The 18,523-nt window shown below is 72.3% G+C and carries 16 protein-coding genes and 2 pseudogenes; 10 read left to right on the forward strand and 8 right to left on the reverse strand.

All coding sequences use genetic code 11. The features are described from left to right. Window positions 1–26: 26 nt before the first annotated feature. Together ACZ79I_RS33655 and ACZ79I_RS33660 are read right to left on the reverse strand one after the other, a co-directional pair. Complete coding sequence (locus ACZ79I_RS33655; RefSeq protein WP_471502579.1) at window positions 27–830, reverse strand: SAM-dependent methyltransferase; 804 nt, start codon at window positions 828–830, stop codon at window positions 27–29. A 52-nt stretch (window positions 831–882) separates the two neighbouring features. Then, window positions 883–1,746, reverse strand: coding sequence for a helix-turn-helix domain-containing protein (locus tag ACZ79I_RS33660; protein WP_471502581.1), 864 nt, complete (start codon window positions 1,744–1,746; stop codon window positions 883–885). Window positions 1,747–1,891: 145 nt separating this feature from the next. Here ACZ79I_RS33660 and ACZ79I_RS33665 point away from each other — a divergent pair, with 145 nt between their 5' ends. Further along, a complete protein-coding gene (locus ACZ79I_RS33665) occupies window positions 1,892–2,719 on the forward strand; it encodes a hypothetical protein (RefSeq protein WP_471502583.1) in 828 nt (275 codons plus the stop codon). On the opposite strand, the gene ACZ79I_RS33670 is transcribed toward ACZ79I_RS33665, so the two are convergent. Continuing rightward, a complete protein-coding gene (locus ACZ79I_RS33670; RefSeq protein ID WP_471502585.1) occupies window positions 2,705–3,532 on the reverse strand; it encodes a helix-turn-helix domain-containing protein in 828 nt (275 codons plus the stop codon). The two genes, ACZ79I_RS33665 and ACZ79I_RS33670, sit on opposite strands and share 15 nt — an antisense overlap. Window positions 3,533–3,559: 27 nt before the next feature. Here ACZ79I_RS33670 and ACZ79I_RS33675 point away from each other — a divergent pair, with 27 nt between their 5' ends. From ACZ79I_RS33675 to ACZ79I_RS33690, 4 genes are all read left to right on the forward strand, one after another. Next, window positions 3,560–4,627 carry an ADP-ribosylglycohydrolase family protein gene (locus tag ACZ79I_RS33675; RefSeq protein ID WP_471502587.1) on the forward strand — a complete coding sequence of 356 codons (1,068 nt, stop codon included), beginning with the start codon at window positions 3,560–3,562 and terminating at the stop codon, window positions 4,625–4,627. A gap of 88 nt (window positions 4,628–4,715) precedes the next feature. Continuing rightward, window positions 4,716–5,018, forward strand: coding sequence for a 4a-hydroxytetrahydrobiopterin dehydratase (locus ACZ79I_RS33680; RefSeq protein WP_471502589.1), 303 nt, complete (start codon window positions 4,716–4,718; stop codon window positions 5,016–5,018). Between the two features lie 11 nt (window positions 5,019–5,029). Then, window positions 5,030–5,785, forward strand: a complete 756-nt coding sequence (locus tag ACZ79I_RS33685) for a class I SAM-dependent methyltransferase (protein ID WP_471505363.1) — start codon at window positions 5,030–5,032, stop codon at window positions 5,783–5,785. A gap of 12 nt (window positions 5,786–5,797) precedes the next feature. Beyond that, on the forward strand, window positions 5,798–6,742 hold the full coding sequence (locus ACZ79I_RS33690) for a helix-turn-helix transcriptional regulator (protein ID WP_471502591.1): 945 nt from the start codon (window positions 5,798–5,800) through the stop codon (window positions 6,740–6,742). 70 nt (window positions 6,743–6,812) lie between these two features. Here the strand turns inward: ACZ79I_RS33690 and ACZ79I_RS33695 are convergent. Beyond that, window positions 6,813–7,601, reverse strand: a pseudogene (locus ACZ79I_RS33695) (glycoside hydrolase family 48 protein); the annotation flags it as partial. 407 nt (window positions 7,602–8,008) lie between these two features. Between ACZ79I_RS33695 and ACZ79I_RS33700 the strand changes: the two are divergent. From ACZ79I_RS33700 to ACZ79I_RS33715, 4 genes and pseudogenes are all read left to right on the forward strand, one after another. After that, window positions 8,009–9,478 (forward strand): cellulose binding domain-containing protein, encoded by a 1,470-nt coding sequence (locus ACZ79I_RS33700; protein ID WP_471502593.1) that lies wholly within the window; start codon window positions 8,009–8,011, stop codon window positions 9,476–9,478. Between the two features lie 47 nt (window positions 9,479–9,525). Further along, entirely contained in the window at window positions 9,526–11,268 is a 1,743-nt protein-coding gene (locus tag ACZ79I_RS33705; protein ID WP_471502595.1) for a glycoside hydrolase family 6 protein, read from the forward strand. 153 nt (window positions 11,269–11,421) lie between these two features. Further along, window positions 11,422–12,333 carry a class I SAM-dependent methyltransferase gene (locus ACZ79I_RS33710; protein ID WP_471502597.1) on the forward strand — a complete coding sequence of 304 codons (912 nt, stop codon included), beginning with the start codon at window positions 11,422–11,424 and terminating at the stop codon, window positions 12,331–12,333. An 18-nt stretch (window positions 12,334–12,351) separates the two neighbouring features. Then, window positions 12,352–12,714: pseudogene (locus tag ACZ79I_RS33715) on the forward strand (SDR family NAD(P)-dependent oxidoreductase). A gap of 147 nt (window positions 12,715–12,861) precedes the next feature. Here the strand turns inward: ACZ79I_RS33715 and ACZ79I_RS33720 are convergent. The 3 genes from ACZ79I_RS33720 to ACZ79I_RS33730 form a co-directional block, all read right to left on the reverse strand. Further along, a complete protein-coding gene (locus tag ACZ79I_RS33720) occupies window positions 12,862–13,698 on the reverse strand; it encodes an aldo/keto reductase (protein WP_471502599.1) in 837 nt (278 codons plus the stop codon). Window positions 13,699–13,883: 185 nt separating this feature from the next. Beyond that, window positions 13,884–15,710: an AMP-dependent synthetase/ligase gene (locus tag ACZ79I_RS33725; protein WP_471502601.1), complete on the reverse strand. Its 1,827-nt coding sequence runs from the start codon at window positions 15,708–15,710 to the stop codon at window positions 13,884–13,886. Between the two features lie 429 nt (window positions 15,711–16,139). Continuing rightward, window positions 16,140–17,003: a LysR substrate-binding domain-containing protein gene (locus tag ACZ79I_RS33730; protein ID WP_471502603.1), complete on the reverse strand. Its 864-nt coding sequence runs from the start codon at window positions 17,001–17,003 to the stop codon at window positions 16,140–16,142. Between the two features lie 133 nt (window positions 17,004–17,136). Between ACZ79I_RS33730 and ACZ79I_RS33735 the strand changes: the two genes are divergently transcribed. Continuing rightward, window positions 17,137–18,177 carry a bile acid:sodium symporter family protein gene (locus ACZ79I_RS33735; protein WP_471502605.1) on the forward strand — a complete coding sequence of 347 codons (1,041 nt, stop codon included), beginning with the start codon at window positions 17,137–17,139 and terminating at the stop codon, window positions 18,175–18,177. A gap of 148 nt (window positions 18,178–18,325) precedes the next feature. On the opposite strand, the gene ACZ79I_RS33740 is transcribed toward ACZ79I_RS33735, so the two are convergent. Next, window positions 18,326–18,517: a hypothetical protein gene (locus ACZ79I_RS33740; RefSeq protein WP_471502607.1), complete on the reverse strand. Its 192-nt coding sequence runs from the start codon at window positions 18,515–18,517 to the stop codon at window positions 18,326–18,328. Window positions 18,518–18,523 lie beyond the last annotated feature (6 nt).

The raw sequence follows: 18,523 nt of genomic DNA on the forward strand, positions 1-18,523 counted from the left end.
TCGCGGAGTGAGGGGCCCGCTCCGCTTCAGGACTTGCGCGCGACTCCCGCGTACACCGGCACGATGCCTTCCGCCTGGGCGGCCACGTCCTCCGGGTCCGGCCGCCACCCGGAGACGGGGATCACCCCGGGGCCCAGCAGCTCCAGCCCCTCGAAGAAGCGCCAGAACTCGGCGAGGGAGCGGGGGAAGAAGGGTGTGCCGCTCTGCCGGAACAGCCCGGCGGCCTTCTCGACCGCCTCGGGGTTCAGATCGGAGGTGACCTGCGACAGGACCAGACAGCTCCCGGGAGCGAGGGCCTCGACGTAGCGCGCGAGCAGACCGTGGACCTCGTCGCCGAGGTAGTGGGTCAGCGCGACCAGTGACAGCGCGACCGGCTGCCCGAAGTCGAGGGACTCGGCGGCCTGTCCGAGGATGGCCTCCGGGTCGCGGGCGTCCGCGTGGACGTAGTCGGTGGTGCCCTCCGCCGTGCCGTGCAGCAGCGCCTCGGCGTGCCGCAGCACGATCGGGTCGTTGTCGGCGTACACCACCCGCGCCCCGGGGTCCACCGCCTGCGCGACCTGGTGCAGGTTGGGCTCGGTGGGGATGCCCGTGCCGATGTCGAGGAACTGGCGCACGCCCTCCTCCGCCAGCGTCCGCGTGGCCCGTTGCATGAACCGGCGGTTGGCGCGCGCGCCGCGCCGTGCGGTCGGATCCGCGGCGAGGATCCTCCGGCCCAGCTCCTCGTCCACGGGGTAGTTGTCCTTGCCGCCCAGCCACCAGTCGTAGACCCGCGCGGGGTGGGGCCGGCCGGTGTCGACACGGGCGGGCGCTGCCTCACGTTCGGTGGTCATGCGGTTGCTCCTTGGGTGACGTGCCCGGGAAGGCGGGCGTGTTCCTGAAGGGTCAGAAGGCGTCGCGGTACTCCCGCAGGACCGCTCTCGTGCGCTGGACGGAGGCCGCCTTCGCGGACATGTGGTCCAGAACCTCCAGGTGCATGGCCACCTCGGCGCGCGAGTCGAGGTAGAGCGCGCCGGTCAGGTACTCGCTGTAGACCATGTCGGGCAGTTCCGGCTCCGCGAAGCGGAACAGCACGAACGGGGTGTAGGTGCCCGGGTGCGGGCCGGCGGCGTACTCCGCGACCTGAAGGGTGATCCTGGGGTTCTCGGTGGCATCAAGAAGCCGGTCGAGCTGCTCGCGCATCACCTCGGAGCGGATGCTCACCGGGCGCCGCAGCACCGTCTCGTCCATGATCACCCAGAGGTGGGGCGGGTTCTCCCGGGCGAGCAGCTTCTGCCGGGCCAGGCGCAGGGCCACGTGCCGCTCGATGTCCTGCGGGCGGGCGTGCCCGACGGTCCCGGCCTCCAGCACGGCGCGCGCGTACTCCTCGGTCTGCAGCAGCCCGGGCACGAAGTGCGGCTCGTACGACCGGATGATGCGGGCGGCGCCCTCCAGGCTCACATACAGACTGAACCAGTCGGGCAGCACGTCGTGGTAGCGCTGCCACCAGCCGGGCCGGTTGGCCTCCTCGGCGAGCCGGACGAAGGCGGCGACCTCCTCGTCGGACACACCGTACGTGGTGAGCAGCACCTGCACATACGGGATCTTCAGCGCGACCTCGGCGGTCTCCATGCGCCGCACGGTCGCCGGGGCGACGCGCAGCACCTGTGCCGCCTCCTCGCGCTTGAGCCCGGCGACCTCCCTCAGCTCCTGCAACCGCCGCCCGAGCACCACCTGGCCCACGGTGGGCGCAGGACGCCGCTCACTCACGCCACGCCTCCCCTACGCGCCGGACAACGTGAGCAGTGTGGCATGTTCCGGTGAAGGTCTCATGGGTTGAGGGTCCACAATGCTTCCGGGCGGCCGGGTCCGGGGGGCCTGCGGATGCCGGGGGAGACGGGGGAAGGGGCAGGACATGGCCAAGTCGGGGGCCGTGAAGCAGCGTGGGGAGGCATCCCTGGGGGCGGCGACGGGTCCGCCGGCCCGCCTGTGGGTCGTGCTGGGCCTGCTGGCCGCCGCGGGCCTGCTGGTCACGTCGGTCTGGTGGATGCCGTCGAGGGGAACGCCGCCGGGCTCGGGACCGCCGCAGACTCAGCAGACCTACGTCGAAGCCCTGGACGGCGCGCGCAGGACCCTGTTCAAGGGCCATGTCACCTACGACGACGTGCACCGACTGCACTTCGAGGCGGGCCGGGAGACCCGGTTCAGGGTCGTCGTCTCGGGCGGCCGGCCGGCACCGGACGACGGCAGGCCGGACTCCACGGTGTACGCCGGGGCCGACATCGGCGTCCGGCTCGCCTGCCACGGCGACGCCGGGTGCATGACCAACTCGTCGCGGCGGCAGCCCGTCCTGACCCCGAAGGACCGTGCCGAGTGGGTCTGGTGGATCACCCCGCACCGGGCGGGCACGGTGACCCTGAGCCTCACGGTCACCTCGTACTACCGCGACTCGGACGCCGTCCTGTTCGAGAAGCCGGTCGAACTGCAGGCGCAGGCCGCCGCCTCCCCCCGCGGCTTCTTCCCGTCCCTCTGGGACTGGCTCAGAGGGGGCTGGGGCGTGATCGTCGGCTTCATGACCGGTGTCGGAGCGATCTGGGGCACGGGGGCCCTGATCGCAGGAGCCGTGCGGCGCCGCCGCCGCGACGACGACCCGGCCCCCGGAGGGAGCGGCGACCCGGCGCCCGGAGGGAGCGACGACCCGGCCCCGAGTCGCAGCACTGATGGGACGTCACAAGCCCAGTGAACGAAGGTACTTCACCGTCGCCGGGTCGGCGGGCAGGAACGTCTCGATGGCCAGTTCCGCCACCGTCACGTCCATCGGCGTGTTGAAGGTGGCGATCGACGAGACGAACGACAGCACCCGGCCGTCGTGTTCGATCTGCATCGGCAGCGCGAAGTGGGGCACCGTGCCGTCCGGCCCGGGTCCGCTCCGGTCGGGTACCGGATACGCCGCCACCTCCTCGTACAGCGCGCGCAGGGCGGCCGAGCGCTGCAGCGCGATCTGCCGGTCCATCTGCGCCAGCAGATGGTCGCGCCACTCACGCAGATTGCGGATGCGCCCGGCCAGGCCCTCGGGATGCAGCGTGAGGCGCATCGCGTTCAGGGGCGGGGCGAGCAGATGGTCCGGGACGCCCTCCAGAAGCATCGTGATGCCGCGGTTCGCCGCCACCACGTCGTACCCGGCGTCCACCACCAGCGCCGGATAGGGCTCGTATCCCCGGATCAGCTGCTCCACGCCCGCCCGCAGTGCGTCCATCGACGGGTCGTCCAGCGGTGTCTCCCGATAGCGCGGGGCGTACCCGGCGGCCAGCAGCAGCGCGTTGCGCTCGCGGACCGGCACGTCCAGGTGCTCGGCGAGCCGCAGCACCATCTCCTCGCTCGGCCGCGACCGGCCCGTCTCGATGAAGCTGATGTGCCGCGCCGACGAGCCGGCCCGCAGCGCCAACTCCAGCTGGCTGACCCGTCGCCGCTCCCGCCACCCGCGCAGCAGCGGACCGACGGCCGGGCCGGGAGGGGCCGGTGACGAGGCGTCGGCGCCGGACGCGACAATGGTCATAGGACGACCGTAGTCGAGGAGTGGTACATGGACGACCGGCTCACCCCGTCCTGGGAGGCCACGGCGATCTACCGGGCCCGGGTGCGCGGCTGTCTCCTCGGGGGCGCCATCGGTGACGCCCTCGGGTATCCCGTCGAGTTCGCCTCCCTGGACCGTATCCGGGCCGCACACGGAGCCCAGGGCGTCAGCGGGCTGACGGCCGACGGCGAGGGCGTCGTGGGCCGGGTCACCGACGACACCCAGATGACCCTGTTCACCGCGGAGGGGCTCCTGCAGGCACACGAGCGGGAGCGGCACAAGGGCATCGGCGGCGGATGGTCCCGGCTGGTCCGGGACGCCTACGGCCGCTGGCTCGACACCCAGCGCCTGCCCGGCCCGCCCGCGGGGGCCCGTGACGGCCTCGCCGCACAGCCCTGGCTGTACGCGCGCCGCGCCCCCGGCAACGCCTGCCTGTCCGGACTCGCCCAGGACTTCGTCCCCGACCCGGGGGCCGCGCTGGGGCGGCCCGGGCCCGTCAACTCCGACTCCAAGGGCTGCGGAGCGGTCATGCGCTCGGCGCCCTTCGGCCTGACCCGGGCGAGCGCCGGCACCGCGTTCGCGATGGCCGCGCGCTGCGCCCAGACGACCCATGGCCACCCCACCGGCTACTACTCCGCGGGCGCCTTCGCCGCGATCGTGGCGCACCTCGTCGAGGGTGACTCCCTGGAGGGCGCCGTGCTGCGCGCGCAGCGGCTGCTGGCCCGCCACCCCGGGCACGAGGAGACCACGGCCGCGCTGGACCGCGCCCTCGGCCTGGCCGCCGAGGGCGCGCCGACGGCGGAGCGGGTCGAGACGCTCGGCGCGGGCTGGATCGCCGAGGAGGCGCTGGCCATCGCCGTGTACTGCGCCCTCGCCGAGCCGGACGTCCGCCGGGCCCTCCTGCTGTCCGTCAACCACTCCGGTGACAGCGACTCCACCGGCGCCATCTGCGGCAACCTCCTCGGCGCCCGGCACGGCGACCAGCGGCTGCCGCAGGAGTGGCTGCAGGCCGTCGAGGGGCGCGCCGCCATCGCCGTGGTGGCGGACGACCTCGCCGCGGAATGCGTACGACACTGACGGCACGGGCGCGCGTACGAAGCCGCGCCGAGGGGATGTGACAGGGTGGGCGGGCCCAACCCCCCGCGCCGCACGGAAGGAGCCGGTCATGCCCGTCGAACCGCTGTCGCAGGAGGAGGTCGAGGACCGGCTGGCGAAGCTGCCGGGCTGGTCGTTCGAGGGCGACCGGATCACCCGCTCCTACCGGCTCGGCTCGCATCTCGCGGCGACCGCGATGGTCGTGCACATCGCCCAGGTCCAGGAGGAGCTCGACCACCACTCCGACCTCACCCTCGGCTACAACACCGTCTCCCTGGCCGTGAGCACGCACAGCGCGGGCGGCGTCACCGAGCGGGACCTGGACCTGGCCCGCAGGGTGGAGGAGCTGGCGCCCGGGCACGGGGCGCAGTGAACGGGCGCACCATGCTCGACTACGACAAGGAGGCCGCGGCGTACGACGCGACCCGCGGGGGTGAACCCCGGGCGGCGGCGGCCGCGGACGCCGTGCTCGGGCTGATACCCGAGGGGGCGCGCCGACTGCTCGACGTCGCCTGCGGGACGGGGATCGTGACCCGGAGGCTCGCCGCGGGACGGCCCGGGCTGCGGGTGACCGGCACCGACCTGGCGTACGCGATGACACGCCGGGCCGCGGCCCGGCTGCCCTGCGCCGTCGTCCTCGCCGACAGCCGCCGGCTGCCGTTCCGCGACGGCACGTTCGACGCGGTCACGAGTATATGGCTGCTCCATCTCGTCGACGGTCCCGAGGCCGTGCGGGCCGTGCTGGCCGAGTGCGCCCGGGTGCTGAGGCCCGGCGGTGTCTACGTCACCACCGTCGACAAGGCCGCCGCCCACGACGTGGGCAGCGACATCGACGCCGTGCTCGCCCCGCGCCCGCGCCGGCCCGCCCGCGACGCCGCGGACACGGTCGCGGCCCACGCCGCCGCGTGCGGTCTGGTCCCGTCCGGGCAGGCGTGTTTCCCCGGTCTCGGCCAGGGCCGCACCCCCCGCGGCGCCGCCGCCGACCTGAGGCGCGGCTGGTTCACCACCCTGACGCCGGGCGCGCCGCTCACCGAGCGCATGGCGGCGGCCCTGGAGGCGCTTCCGGACCAGGACCGGGCGCGCCCCGACCCGGTGTTCGCCCTGCGGGCGTTCCGCAAGGAGCGCCCACCCCTTCCCTGACATCATGTGTCAGTGAAGTCCAGCCGGCTCGTCTCCATCCTCCTGCTGCTCCAGACCCGCGGCCGGATGACCGCCGCCCAGCTCGCAGGGGAGCTGGAGGTGTCCGTGCGCACGGTCTACCGGGACGTCGAGGCGCTGCACGCGGCGGGTGTCCCGCTGTACGGCGACGCCGGGCACGCCGGCGGTTACCGGCTCCTCGACGGCTACCGCACCCGCCTCACCGGGCTGACCGCGGGCGAGGCGGAGGCGCTGTTCCTGTCCGGCGCCCCGGGCCCCGCCGCCCAGTTGGGCCTCGGCGCCGTCCTGGCCGCCGCCCAGCTCAAGGTCCGCGCCGCGCTTCCGCCCGAACTGCGCGCGCACGCCGACCGCATCAGCGGCCGCTTCCACCTGGACGCCCCGGGCTGGTACGCGGACGCCGACGAGGCCCCCTGTCTCCCGGCCGTCGCCGACGCGGTCTGGCACAGCCGTGTGCTGCGCGTCCTGTACCGGCGCTGGCGCGAACCCACCGACGTGGAGCGCCGCCTGGAACCGTACGGGCTCGTGCTGAAGGCGGGCCGCTGGTACGTCGTCGCCGGACCCGGACCGCGCACCTTCCGCGTCGACCAGATCCTCGAACTCGCCGCCACCGGCGAGGAGTTCGTCCGGCCGGAGGACTTCGACCTGGCCGCGCACTGGGCGGCGTACCAGCGGGGCTTCCACGACCGGCTGTACCGGCGGGAGGCCGTCGTGCGGCTCGCCCCGGGAGCGAGCCTCACCGGTCCCGCGGCCCGTGCCGTGGAGAGCGGCGGCCGCACGGACGAGGAGGGCTGGACCGTGGCCACCGTCCCCATCGAGTCCGTCGAGCGCGCACACGACGAGTTCCTGCGCCTGGGCACGGCGATCGAGGTCCTGGGGCCGCCGGAACTGCGCGCCCGTGTCGCGGCGACCGTGACCGCCCTCGCGCGCGCCTACGCGTAGGGCCCGCCCACCGGGCGGACCCCTGTGCGGGTGGGGTCCGCCCGGCCCGGTACGCGGAGCGTTGGCGGGGCTATTCCAGGAGCTCCGCGTACGAGCCCATGGCGAGGGCGATGTCCGCCTGGGCCCAGAACCGGTGGTACGTGAAGGAGGGCGCGGCACCGCCCGCGAGGTACGCCTCGATCTTCGACCAGGCCGGGTCGTTCTTGTAGAAGGACCGCAGTGAGGCGAAGGTGGACGAGGAGGTGATGGAGTCGCCGTTCGGCATGGTGCCGCTCCAGCCGCTCGGCACGGAGACCGGGTCGTCGAAGCGGTTGTAGTCGGCGCGGGTCTCCGGGACGGCGATGCCGAGCCCGTCGCGGTAGTGGTCCCACATGCCGTCGAGCAGTGCCTTCGCCGTGGACTTGGCCGCCGTGTCACCGGACTTGGCACCGTAGTACATCAGCGTCTTGGCGTACGCGGCGGCCACTCCGACGTCGTTGGTGTAGTCGGCGACGGTGACGTGCAGTCCGCCGTTGGAGCCGGGACTCGACGGGTTCCAGGTGTCGGGCTGGCCCGACCAGTGGAGGGTGGAGGGGATCTGGTAGGTGCCGTCCGGGTTGACGGTGGTCTCGGACAGCGCCCAGTTCACCCACTTGTCGAGGATCGCCTTCGCCGTGGCGTTCCCCGTCTGCTGGTAGTACTCGGCGACCCGCTCCATCGACCACGCCTGGAAGCCGAACCACTGGTTGGACGGCGGGTCGTGGTAGACGGGCTGCCAGTCGTAGTACATGCCGTAGAAGGTGGACGTCCCGGCCGGGGGTGAGGCGTACCGGCCCTGCCAGCTGTTGGTCGCACCGCCCGCGATGGCGCCCTCAGTCGTCGGTCTTGTAGTCGACTGCACTGGGGCGCCGCCGCGTGTGCCGTGGCCGTGCCGCCCGCCGGCACGGCGAAGGGGAGCGCGAGGGCCGCCACTACGGCGGTCCGGAGCCGCCGCGCAGCGCGGCGTCTCCATCTGGGTGCCATGTGCTCATTCCTCCTTGCGGCTCGGAGAAGTGGGGGAGGAGCAACAAGCCTTGAACCAGTGGGAGCGCTCCCATATTGGGGAGGGGGGTGGGGGCGGTCAAGGTGTTTGAAGAGTCGAAAACGATGTGACGCGGGTAGAGCGGGCAAGGCCGTGACTCCTCTGGTCTTTCCCGTCACTTGGCGCTACCTTCACCTGCACCAGTGGGAGCGATTCCATCAGTCGGCGCGTCCGTCACGACGCGCCCGAGCTGCAAGGAGTCGCTCATGCGACACCCCCCTCGTTCAGCACTCTTACTCGTGGCCGGCGCGGTCGCCCTCGTGGGCACCGTGGTCGCGCCGGTCGTCACCGCGTCGGGCGCCGCTCCCGCGTGCACGGTGGACTACTCCGTCACCAGCCAGTGGGACGGCGGCTTCCAGGGTGCTGTAAAGATCACCAACAACGGTGCGGCCGTGAGCGGCTGGAGCATCGGCTTCGGCTTCGCGGGCGGCCAGCGGGTCACCCAGGGCTGGAACGCCACGTGGTCCCAGTCCGGTACGACGGTGACCGCGACCAACGAGAGCTGGAACGGTTCGCTGGCCACGGGCGCCAGCGTCAGCGCCGGGTTCATCGCCTCCTGGACGGGGAGCAACCCGGTGCCCACGTCGTTCACGCTCAACGGAACCGCGTGCAACGTCGACCCCGGGCCGGCGCCGCCCCCGACCCAGCCTCCCCCGGCGGGCACCGCACCGGCCCTGCACGTCTCGGGGAACAGGCTCGTGGACTCGGGCGGCACGACCCGCAGGCTGCTCGGAGTGAACCGCTCCGGCGGCGAGTTCATGTGCGTCCAGGGCCACGGCGTCTTCGACGGCCCGGTCGACGACGCGGCCGTCCAGGCGATCGCCGACTGGAAGGCCGACGCGGTCCGCATTCCGCTGAACGAGGAGTGCTGGCTGGGGCTCCCGAACATCAGTCCCGAGTACGCGGGCGCCAACTACATCGGCGCCGTCAGGGACCTGGTGGCCAGGGTCGAGGCGCACGGCATGACCCCGGTCCTCGACCTGCACTGGACCTACGGCCAGTACACCGGCAACTCCGCCGGCTGCTCCGACGTGCACGCCACCTGCCAGAAGCCGATGCCGGACGCTCAGTACACGCCGTCGTTCTGGGCATCGGTCGCGAGCACGTTCAAGGACGACCCGGCGGTGGCGTTCGACCTGTTCAACGAGCCCTACCCGGACCGGGCGACGACCACGACCGCCCAGGCGTGGCAGTGCTGGCGGGACGGCGGCAGCTGCCCCGGAATCGGCTACGAGGTCGCCGGCATGCAGGACCTGGTCGACGCGGTGCGCGGCACCGGCGCCACGAACGTGATCCTGGCGGGCGGCCTCGCGTACTCCAACGACCTGAGCCAGTGGCTGACGTACCGGCCCGACGACCCCGCGGGCAATCTCGTCGCCGCGTACCACGTCTACAACTTCAACGCCTGTGCGAACGAGAGCTGCTGGAACTCCACCCTCGCCCCGGTGGCGGCCCAGGTGCCGCTGGTCGCCGGGGAGGTCGGTGAGAACACCTGCTCGCACGGCTTCGTCGACCAGGTCATGAAGTGGTTCGACGACCGGGGGCTCTCGTATCTCGGCTGGACCTGGAACACCTGGGACTGCTCGTCCGGGCCGTCCCTGATCTCCGGTTACGACGGTACGCCCACGTCGTACGGCATCGGGCTGCGTGACCATCTGCGCGCCCTGAGCGGATGACTCCGCAACGGTCAACATCCCGTGGACAGAGAAGGAAACCCGCACTCATGAGTCGTACCAGAACAGCGATGTTCGCCGCGCTGGCGCTGGCCGCCGGGGCCTCCGGACCCGCGGCTGCCGCCGTCCCCTCGTCGGGCGCCGGGATCAGCGCCGTCCCCTGCACCGTCGCCTACACGGTGCAGAACCAGTGGGACACCGGCTTCACCGCCGCCGTCACCGTCACCAACAACGGTGCCGCCAAGAGCAGTTGGGCGGTGAAGTGGTCCTACGCCGGCAACCAGCAGGTCACCAGCGGCTGGAACGCGCGGATCAGCCAGAGCGGGGCCGAGGTCACCGCGGCCAACGAGACCTACAACGGCGCGCTCGCGACGGGCGGTTCGGTCAGTTTCGGGTTCAACGCCTCCTACAGCGGCACCAACGCGGTCCCGACGGCCTTCACCCTCGACGGCGTCACCTGCAACGTCGACGACGGCGGCAGCGGTGGCGGAGGCGGAGGCGGAGGCGGTGGCGGTGGCGGTGGCGGCACCGACCCGAGCGGCCGCGTCGACAACCCGTACGCCGGAGCCAAGATGTACGTGAACCCGGAGTGGTCCGCGAAGGCCGCCGCGGAGCCGGGTGGCAGCCGCGTCTCGAACCAGTCCACCGGCGTCTGGCTCGACCGCATCGCGGCGATCGACGGCGTGAACGGCGGCATGGGCCTGCGCGACCACCTGGACGCGGCCCTCGCCCAGAAGGGCAGCGGCGAAGAGGTCGTCCAGCTCGTCGTCTACGACCTGCCGGGACGCGACTGCGCGGCCCTGGCGTCCAACGGCGAACTCGGCCCGACGGAGATCGACAAGTACAAGACGCAGTTCATCGACCCGATCGCGGCGATCCTGGCCGACCCGAAGTACGCCCCACTGCGGATCGTCACCACGATCGAGATCGACTCGCTGCCGAACCTGGTCACCAACACCGGCAGCCGGGCCACGGCCACGCCCCAGTGCGACACGATGAAGGCCAACGGCAACTATGTGAAGGGCGTCGGCTACGCGCTCGCCACGCTCGGTGCGATCCCCAACGTCTACAACTACGTGGACGCCGGGCACCACGGCTGGCTGGGCTGGGACGACAACTTCGGCCCGTCGGCGGACCTGTTCAAGCAGGCGGCCACGAGCGAGGGCGCGACGGTCGACGACGTGGCGGGCTTCATCACCAACACGGCGAACTACAGCGCCCTCAAGGAGGAGAACTTCACGGTCGGCGACACCGTGAACGGCACCTCGGTGCGCCAGTCCAAGTGGGTCGACTGGAACCGGTACGTCGATGAGCTGTCGTACGCGCAGGCGTTCCGCGACAAGCTGGTCTCGGTCGGGTTCAACTCGGACATCGGGATGCTGATCGACACCTCCCGCAACGGCTGGGGCGGCTCCGCCCGGCCCTCCGGACCGGGCGCCACGACCAGCGTGGACACCTATGTCGACGGCGGCCGCTACGACCGGCGCATCCACATCGGCAACTGGTGCAACCAGGCGGGCGCCGGGCTCGGCGAGCGCCCGCAGGCGTCGCCGGCCGCCGGTATCGACGCCTACGTGTGGATGAAGCCGCCGGGTGAGTCCGACGGCTCCAGCACGGCCATCCCGAACGACGAGGGCAAGGGCTTCGACCGCATGTGCGACCCGACCTACACGGGCAACGCGCGCAACGGCAACAACATGTCGGGCGCGCTGCCGGACGCACCGCTGTCCGGGCACTGGTTCTCGGCGCAGTTCCAGCAGCTGATGGCGAACGCCTATCCGCCGCTGTCCTGACCCCGGCCTGAGGCGATCCGCGGGGCCCGGCCAGGGAGGGCCGGTCCCCGCGGATCGCGAACCGCCGTGGTTTTTGCCGCCCCGGCAACCGAAGTGGCCGGATCACGGGGCGTCGGCGCAGGCTGGCGGCATCGACAAGGGAGGCTGACCACCATGGCGCACGCACACCACGGTCATCGGGACCGCCAGGGCCACCACGGGCACCACGGGCACCACGACCACACCGACATCGACTGGGCCGTCATGGCCCCCGTGCTGGAGGCCCAGGCGGAGCTGTTCGCCCCCCTGTACGAGAAGGTCATGGCGTGGCTGGCCGAGGACATGCCGGAGCCCGGTCTGATCGTCGACACGGGCAGTGGGCCGGGCGTGATCTCCTGCTATTTCGCCGAGGCGTTCCCGGGCGCGCGCGTGGTCGCGGTGGACGGCTCCGCGCCACTGCTGGAGCGCGCCCGGGCCCGGGCCGCCCGTCTCGGCCTCGCCGACCGCTTCGATACCATCGCCGGTGACCTGCCGGAGGCCCTGGGCGGGCTGGACCACCCGGCCGGCCTGCTGTGGGCCGGCAACAGCCTGCACCACCTGGGCGACCAGCGGGCCGCCCTCGCCGCGTTCGCCGCACGGCTGGCACCCGGGGGCACCCTGGCCCTGCTGGAGGGCGGTCTGCCCGCGCGGTTCCTGCCGCGGGACATCGGCTTCGGGCGTCCGGGCCTGCAGGCGCGCCTCGACGCGGTGGAGGCGGAGTGGTTCACACGGATGCGGGCCGAGCTGCCCGGTGCCGTCACGGAGACCGAGGACTGGCCGGCGCTGCTGACCGCGGCCGGCCTGAAGCACACCGGCACCCGCAGCTTCCTGCTGGACCTGCCCGCCCCGGTCACGGACCGCGCCCGCGGCTACGTCGCCGCCTCCCTGACACGGCTGCGCGAGGCGCTCGCCGACGACCTCGGTCCCGACGACCGCACCACCCTCGACCGCCTCCTGGACCCCGAGGACGACGCGAGCGTGCACCGCCGGAAGGACGTGTTCGTCCTGAAGGCGCACACGGTGTACACGGCCGTCCGGCCCGTGTGAGACGCGCCGCCGCGGCACTTGACTTTCACCGGCGGGGGCAGCGGCATCGGCGCCGCCGTGGCACGGCGGCTGCTCGACGCGGGGCACCGGGTGGCCGTCACGGGACGCGGCGAGCAGCGGCTGCGCGGCGGAACTCGGCGACCCGGCCGGGCTGTTGACCATCACCGGGAACATGGCCGAGTACGACCAGGTGCGTGCCGCGTGACCCTGATCGCGCCCGGCCGTGTCGAGACGCCGTTCTGGGACGGCTACGGCAGCCTGCCGCCGGGGCATCTCCTCACCGCCGACCAGATCGCCGACTCGGTCGTCTGGGCGATCCGCCGGCCCGTGGGCGTCGACGTCAACACAGTGGTGGTACAGCCGCTCGGACAGCCCGACTGACGTCGGCGCCCGATACGGCATGCGCCGCGGCGGGAGGCCCGCCGGCGCTTCGGCCCCACCGCGGCCGGCGACGGCCCAGGACGACGACGGCCCGGCCGCGTGGAAGCGGGGCCGGGCCGTGGGCCGGGGCCGGCGGACGAGCCGGCGTCAGGCCATGTCGAACGTCGCCGGGTCGGGGCCGATGCGACGGTCCTCGTTGAGCGCGCTGATCGCCGCCATGTCCTCGGTGTCCAGGGAGAAGTCGAAGACCTGGATGTTCTCCCTGATCCGGGACGGGGTCACGGACTTGGGGATCACGATGGTGCCGAGCTGGAGGTGCCAGCGCAGCACGACCTGGGCGGGGGAGCGGCCGTGCTTCTGGGCGATGGCGACGATCGCCGGGACCTCCAGAAGGCCCTTGCCCTGGCCGAGCGGCGACCACGCCTCCGTCGCGATGCCCTGCTCCGCGTGGTATTCACGGGCCGCCGGCTGCTGCAGATGCGGATGCAGCTCGATCTGGTTCACCGCGGGGATGACCGACGTCGCGTCGATCAGGCGCTCCAGGTGCTCGGGAAGGAAGTTGGAGACGCCGATCGCCTTGGCGCGGCCGTCCGCGTGGATCTTCTCGAAGGCCTTGTACGTCTCGATGAACCTGCCACGGGACGGCAACGGCCAGTGGATCAGGTACAGATCCACGTACTCCAGGCCGAGCTTCGCCAGCGACGCGTCGAAGGCGCGCAGCGTGGAGTCGTACCCGTGGTCGCTGTTCCAGAGCTTGGTGGTGACGAAGAGGTCCTCGCGGGGGATGCCGGAGGCGGCCACCGCCTTGCCGACGCCCTCTTCGTTGCCGTAGATCGCCGCTGTGTCGATGCTGCGGTACCCGGCCTCCAGAGCGGTGGCGACGGCGCTCTCCGCCTCGCCGTCCGGCACCTGCCAGACGCCGAAGCCCAGCTGGGGCATCTCGACGCCGTTGTTCAGGATGATCGGGGGGACCTTGCTGCTCACGAGCTCTCGATCCTTCAGTCGTCGGGTGGGTACTCCCATCGTCAACGATCACGGTGCGACACGCATTCCTGACCGGCCGTTTCCCCGCGGAATCTCGACGCCGGGCGGACATTGGCCGGAAATGGTCCCGGCGGCGCCCGTCCACGCCGCGGACGGGGGCGGACGGGGGCGGCCCCGCACCGGTCTCAGGCCCGGTACAGCGCCTCCACCTCGGTCGCGTACGCGTTCTCGATCGCCTTGCGCTTCAGCTTCAGCGACGGCGTGAGCAGGCCGTGCTCCTCGGTGAACTGGTGGGCGAGGATACGGAACGTGCGGATCGACTCGGCCTGTGAGACAAGTGTGTTGGCGGCCACCACCGCCCGCCGCACCTCGGTCTCCAGATCCGGGTCGCGGACGAGCTGGGCCGGGGACATCTGCGGCTTGCCGCGCATCTGCAGCCAGTGCTCCACGGCCTCCGAGTCGAGCGTGACGAGCGCCGCCACGTACGGGCGGTCGTTGCCGACGACGATGCACTGCGCGACCAGGGGGTGGTCCCGTACCCGTTCCTCCAGCAGCCCGGGCGAGACGCTCTTGCCGCCGGAGGTCACCAGGATCTCCTTCTTGCGCCCGGTGATGGTGAGATAGCCGTCCTCGTCGAGGGAGCCCAGGTCGCCGGTGGCCAGCCAGCCGTCGTGCAGGGTCTCGTCGGTGGCCTTCGGGTTGTTGAGGTAGCCCTGGAAGATGTTGCCGCCGTGCAGCCAGATCTCGCCGTCGTCGGCGATGTGCACGGTCGTGCCGGGGATGGCCTGGCCGACGGTGCCGTACCGGGTGCGCTCGGGAGGGTTGGCGGTCGCGGCCGCCGTCGACTCCGTCAGCCCGTACCCCTCGTAGATCTGCACGCCGGCGCCCGCGAAGAACAGCCCGAGCCGGCGGTCCATCGCCGAACCCCCGGACATCGCGTGCCGTACCCGGCCGCCCATCGCGGCGCGGATCTTGGCGTACACGACCTTGTCGAAGAACTGGTGCTGCATGCGCAGGCCCGCGGACGGCCCGGGCCCGATGCCCCACGCCTTCGCCTCGACCGCGTCCGCGTACTTGACGGCGACCTCGACCGCCTTCTCGAACGGGCCGGAGCGGCCCTCCTTCTCGGCCTTGCGGCGGGCCGCGTTGAACACCTTCTCGAAGATGTACGGCACGGCGAGGAAGAACGTCGGCCTGAACGCGGCCAGGTCCGGCAGCAGGGCCGCCGCGTTCAACTGGGGCTGGTGGCCGAACTTGACCCTGCCGCGGATGGCCGCCACCTGCACCATCCGGCCGAAGACGTGGGCCAGCGGCAGGAACAGCAACGTGGCCGCCTCGTCGCCCTTCTTGGAGTGGAAGACCGGCTCCCAGCGCTCGATGACCGTGTCGGCCTCGAACATGAAGTTCCCGTGCGAGAGGACGCAGCCCTTGGGACGGCCCGTGGTGCCCGAGGTGTAGATCACCGTCGCGACCGAGTCCGGGGTGACCGCCTGCCGGTGCCGGTGCACCACCTCGTCGTCGATGTGGGCACCCGCGTCGTACAGCTTCTGGACGGCGCCCACGTCCAGCTGCCACAGCCGGTGCAGCTGCGGCAGCCGGTCGATGACCGTGGCGATCGTCATCGCGTGGTCCTCGTGCTCCACCATCGCGGCCGTGACCTGCGCGTCGTGCAGCATCCAGAAGACCTGCTCGGCCGAGGAGGTGGGGTAGACGGGTACCACCTGCGCGCCGATCGTCCACAGCGCGAAGTCGAAGAGCGTCCACTCGTAGCGCGTGCGGCACATGATCGCGACCCGGTCGCCGAAGCGGACCCCTTCGGCCAGCAGCCCCTTGGCGAGCGCCAGCACCTCGTCCCGGAACTCCGCGGCGGTCACATCCCGCCACCGGCCCTCCTCGTCCTTGCGGCCGAGGGCGACACGGAGCGGATCTTCCTGGGCATGCTCGAAGACGACGTCGGCCAGACCGCCCACCGGCGGCGTCGACGCCAACGGGGGGTTGGTGAACTCGCGCAATCCCGCTCCTTGTGGCGCTCCGCACAGCGCCGTGAAAGCTACCCCACCGGGCGGCCGGGCGGGAGGGGGGCGGAAACCGGGGCGCTGTCCGCAAATGCACAGGTCAGGTCCGGAAAACGCCCGCACAACGGAGAGGGATGGGCGTAAATCCCTACTGCTGCGTAGGTTCCGGCCCCGCAATCTCCACGGAATCTGTACGGTGCGATTACCGCGACAAGCGCTCTACCCGCGAGTAACACCGGTGGCGGTGCGCGTCGCCGGTCCCGTGCCAAGCGCTCCGCGGGATGTCCGGTGCATCACCTGCGGGTCCGATGGGGGCCCTGCTCGAACGTGGCCGAGAGCTTGGGGGAGGCTCGTCGCGCAGTACCCCGCGTCCCTTCGGGGCGCTGCCGAACCGCACCGAACCGCACCGGACTGCGCCGAGCCCGCTCAGCGGCGGTGCAGCCGGTCCCCGCCGGCAAGGATCGCCGCCGCCAGTGCCCGGGCCGCGTTGCGGGCCGGGCCGGGCCGCTGCCCGTGCACCAGGACGAAGTCGACCTCGCCCAGCTCCGGCAGGCCCGCCCGCTCGGGGATCCGCACCAGACCGGGCGGGACCAGACCGCGGGAGTGGACCATCACGCCGAGGCCGGCGCGGGCCGCCGCGACCAGGCCGTTGAGGCTGCCGCTCGTGCAGGCGATGCGCCAGGCGCGGCCCTGCCTCTCCAGGGCCTCCAGGGCGCGGGCACGGGTGATGCCCGGCGGTGGGTAGACGATCAGCGGCACCGGGCGCTCCGGGTCCAGTCGCAGCCGCTCCGCGCCGATCCACACCAGTCTGTCGTGCCAGACCAGTTCCCCGCGCGGGTCCTGGGGGCGCCGCTTGGCCAGCACCAGGTCGAGCCGGCCCGTGGCGAGCTGCTCGTGGAGCACGCCGGACAGCTCGACCGTCAGCTCCAGATCGACCTCGGGGTGGTCGTGGCGGAACCCCTCCAGGATCTCCGGAAGGCGGGTGGCGACGAAGTCCTCCGAGGCGCCGAACCTGAGCCGGCCCCGCAGGCGCGTGCCGGTGAAGAACGCTGTCGCCTGCTCGTGCACCTCCAGGATCCGGCGCGCGAAGCCGAGCATCGCCTCGCCGTCCTCGGTCAGCTCGACCGAGTGCGTGTCCCGGGAGAACAGCTGCCGCCCGGTCGCGTCCTCCAGGCGCCGCACATGCTGGCTGACCGTGGACTGGCGCAGCCCGAGCCGCCGGGCGGCCTGCGTGAAGCTCAGGGTCTGGGCGACCGCCAGAAACGTCCGCAGGTGGGAGGGGTCGTACACGCCGCCCAGGTTATCGCGGAACGCGATGGCAGTCAGAGCGGTATGCCGGATTCCCGATCGATCGGCGGAGGAGGACGATGGAGAGGGCACGAGCGTGTCCGGCACCGGACGTACAGCGAAGTAGTGGAGCACAGTGAAACGCCTGCAGTGGCCGCGTTGGATCCCCGTGGACCCGTACATCCTCCTGTTGCTGGGGACCGTGGGCGCAGCGGCCCTCCTCCCGGCGCGGGGCACGGCCGCCGATGTCGCGTCGGGCGCCTCCACCGCCGCGATCGCCCTCCTCTTCTTCCTGTACGGAGCCCGGCTCTCCACCCGGGAGGCCCTGACGGGGCTCAAGCACTGGCGGCTCCACGTCACGGTGCTGGCCTGCACGTTCGTGATCTTCCCGCTGCTGGGCGTGGCCGCCCGGGGCCTGGTGCCGGTGCTGCTGACGCACGACCTCTACACCGGCCTGCTCTTCCTCACCCTCGTCCCGTCGACCATCCAGTCCTCGATCGCCTTCACCTCGATCGCGCGCGGCAACGTGCCCGCCGCGATCTGCGCGGGATCCTTCTCCTCCCTCGTGGGCATCGTCGTCACCCCGCTGCTCGCGGCGGCGCTGCTCGGCAACAGCGGAGGCGGGTTCTCCGCGGACTCGCTCGTCAAGATCGTGCTGCAGCTGCTGGTGCCGTTCCTCGCGGGACAGGTGCTGCGGCGCTGGATCGGGAGCTTCATCACCCGGCACAAGAAGGTGCTCGGGCTGGTCGACCGCGGCTCGATCCTGCTGGTCGTCTACACGGCCTTCAGCGAGGGCATGGTCCGGGGCATCTGGCACCAGGTCAGCCCGCTCCGGCTGGGCGGCCTGCTCCTGGTCGAGGCGGTGGTGCTCGCGGTGATGCTCACGCTGACCTGGTACGGCGGCCGTGCGCTGGGCTTCGGCCGGGAGGACCGGATCGCCATCCAGTTCGCCGGCTCGAAGAAGTCCCTCGCCGCCGGGCTGCCCATGGCGAGCGTGCTGTTCGGCACGCACGCCTCGCTGGCCGTGCTTCCGCTGATGCTCTTCCACCAGATGCAGCTCATGGTCTGCGCGGTGATCGCCAAGCGCCGCTCCCGCGATCCGCAGCCGCGGCCGGCCACCTCCGGACCGGCCGCGGCCTCACGCACCGCGATCGGCACGGGGACCCGCTCCGGCTGAGGTCCGCCGCACCGCGGCACCCGTGGCGCCGAACCCCGCGTCCACCCGAGGGAGACCGCGAAAACCACCGGCGGCGGCGACGGCTCCCTCCGCGACGCACAGGAGGCGGCCCCTCGATGTGCGTCCCGGCCCGCAGGCACCGGTGACCTCAGCGGTCGGCGCCGCTCGCCCGCCCCCTGGGCAGCCACAGGACGGTGTCCCGCGCCGTCACCGGGGCACCGGTGCGCAGGGCGGCGGTGCGGCCGGCCTTCGATGCCTCGTGACAGAGGGCATACCACGTCCAACGTGCGGGCCACAGCCGGTACTTGGAGCGGCGTGGTGCCGCGCGCGAGCTGTTCACCGGCCT

The organism is Streptomyces sp. PSU-S4-23, from assembly GCF_055632315.1.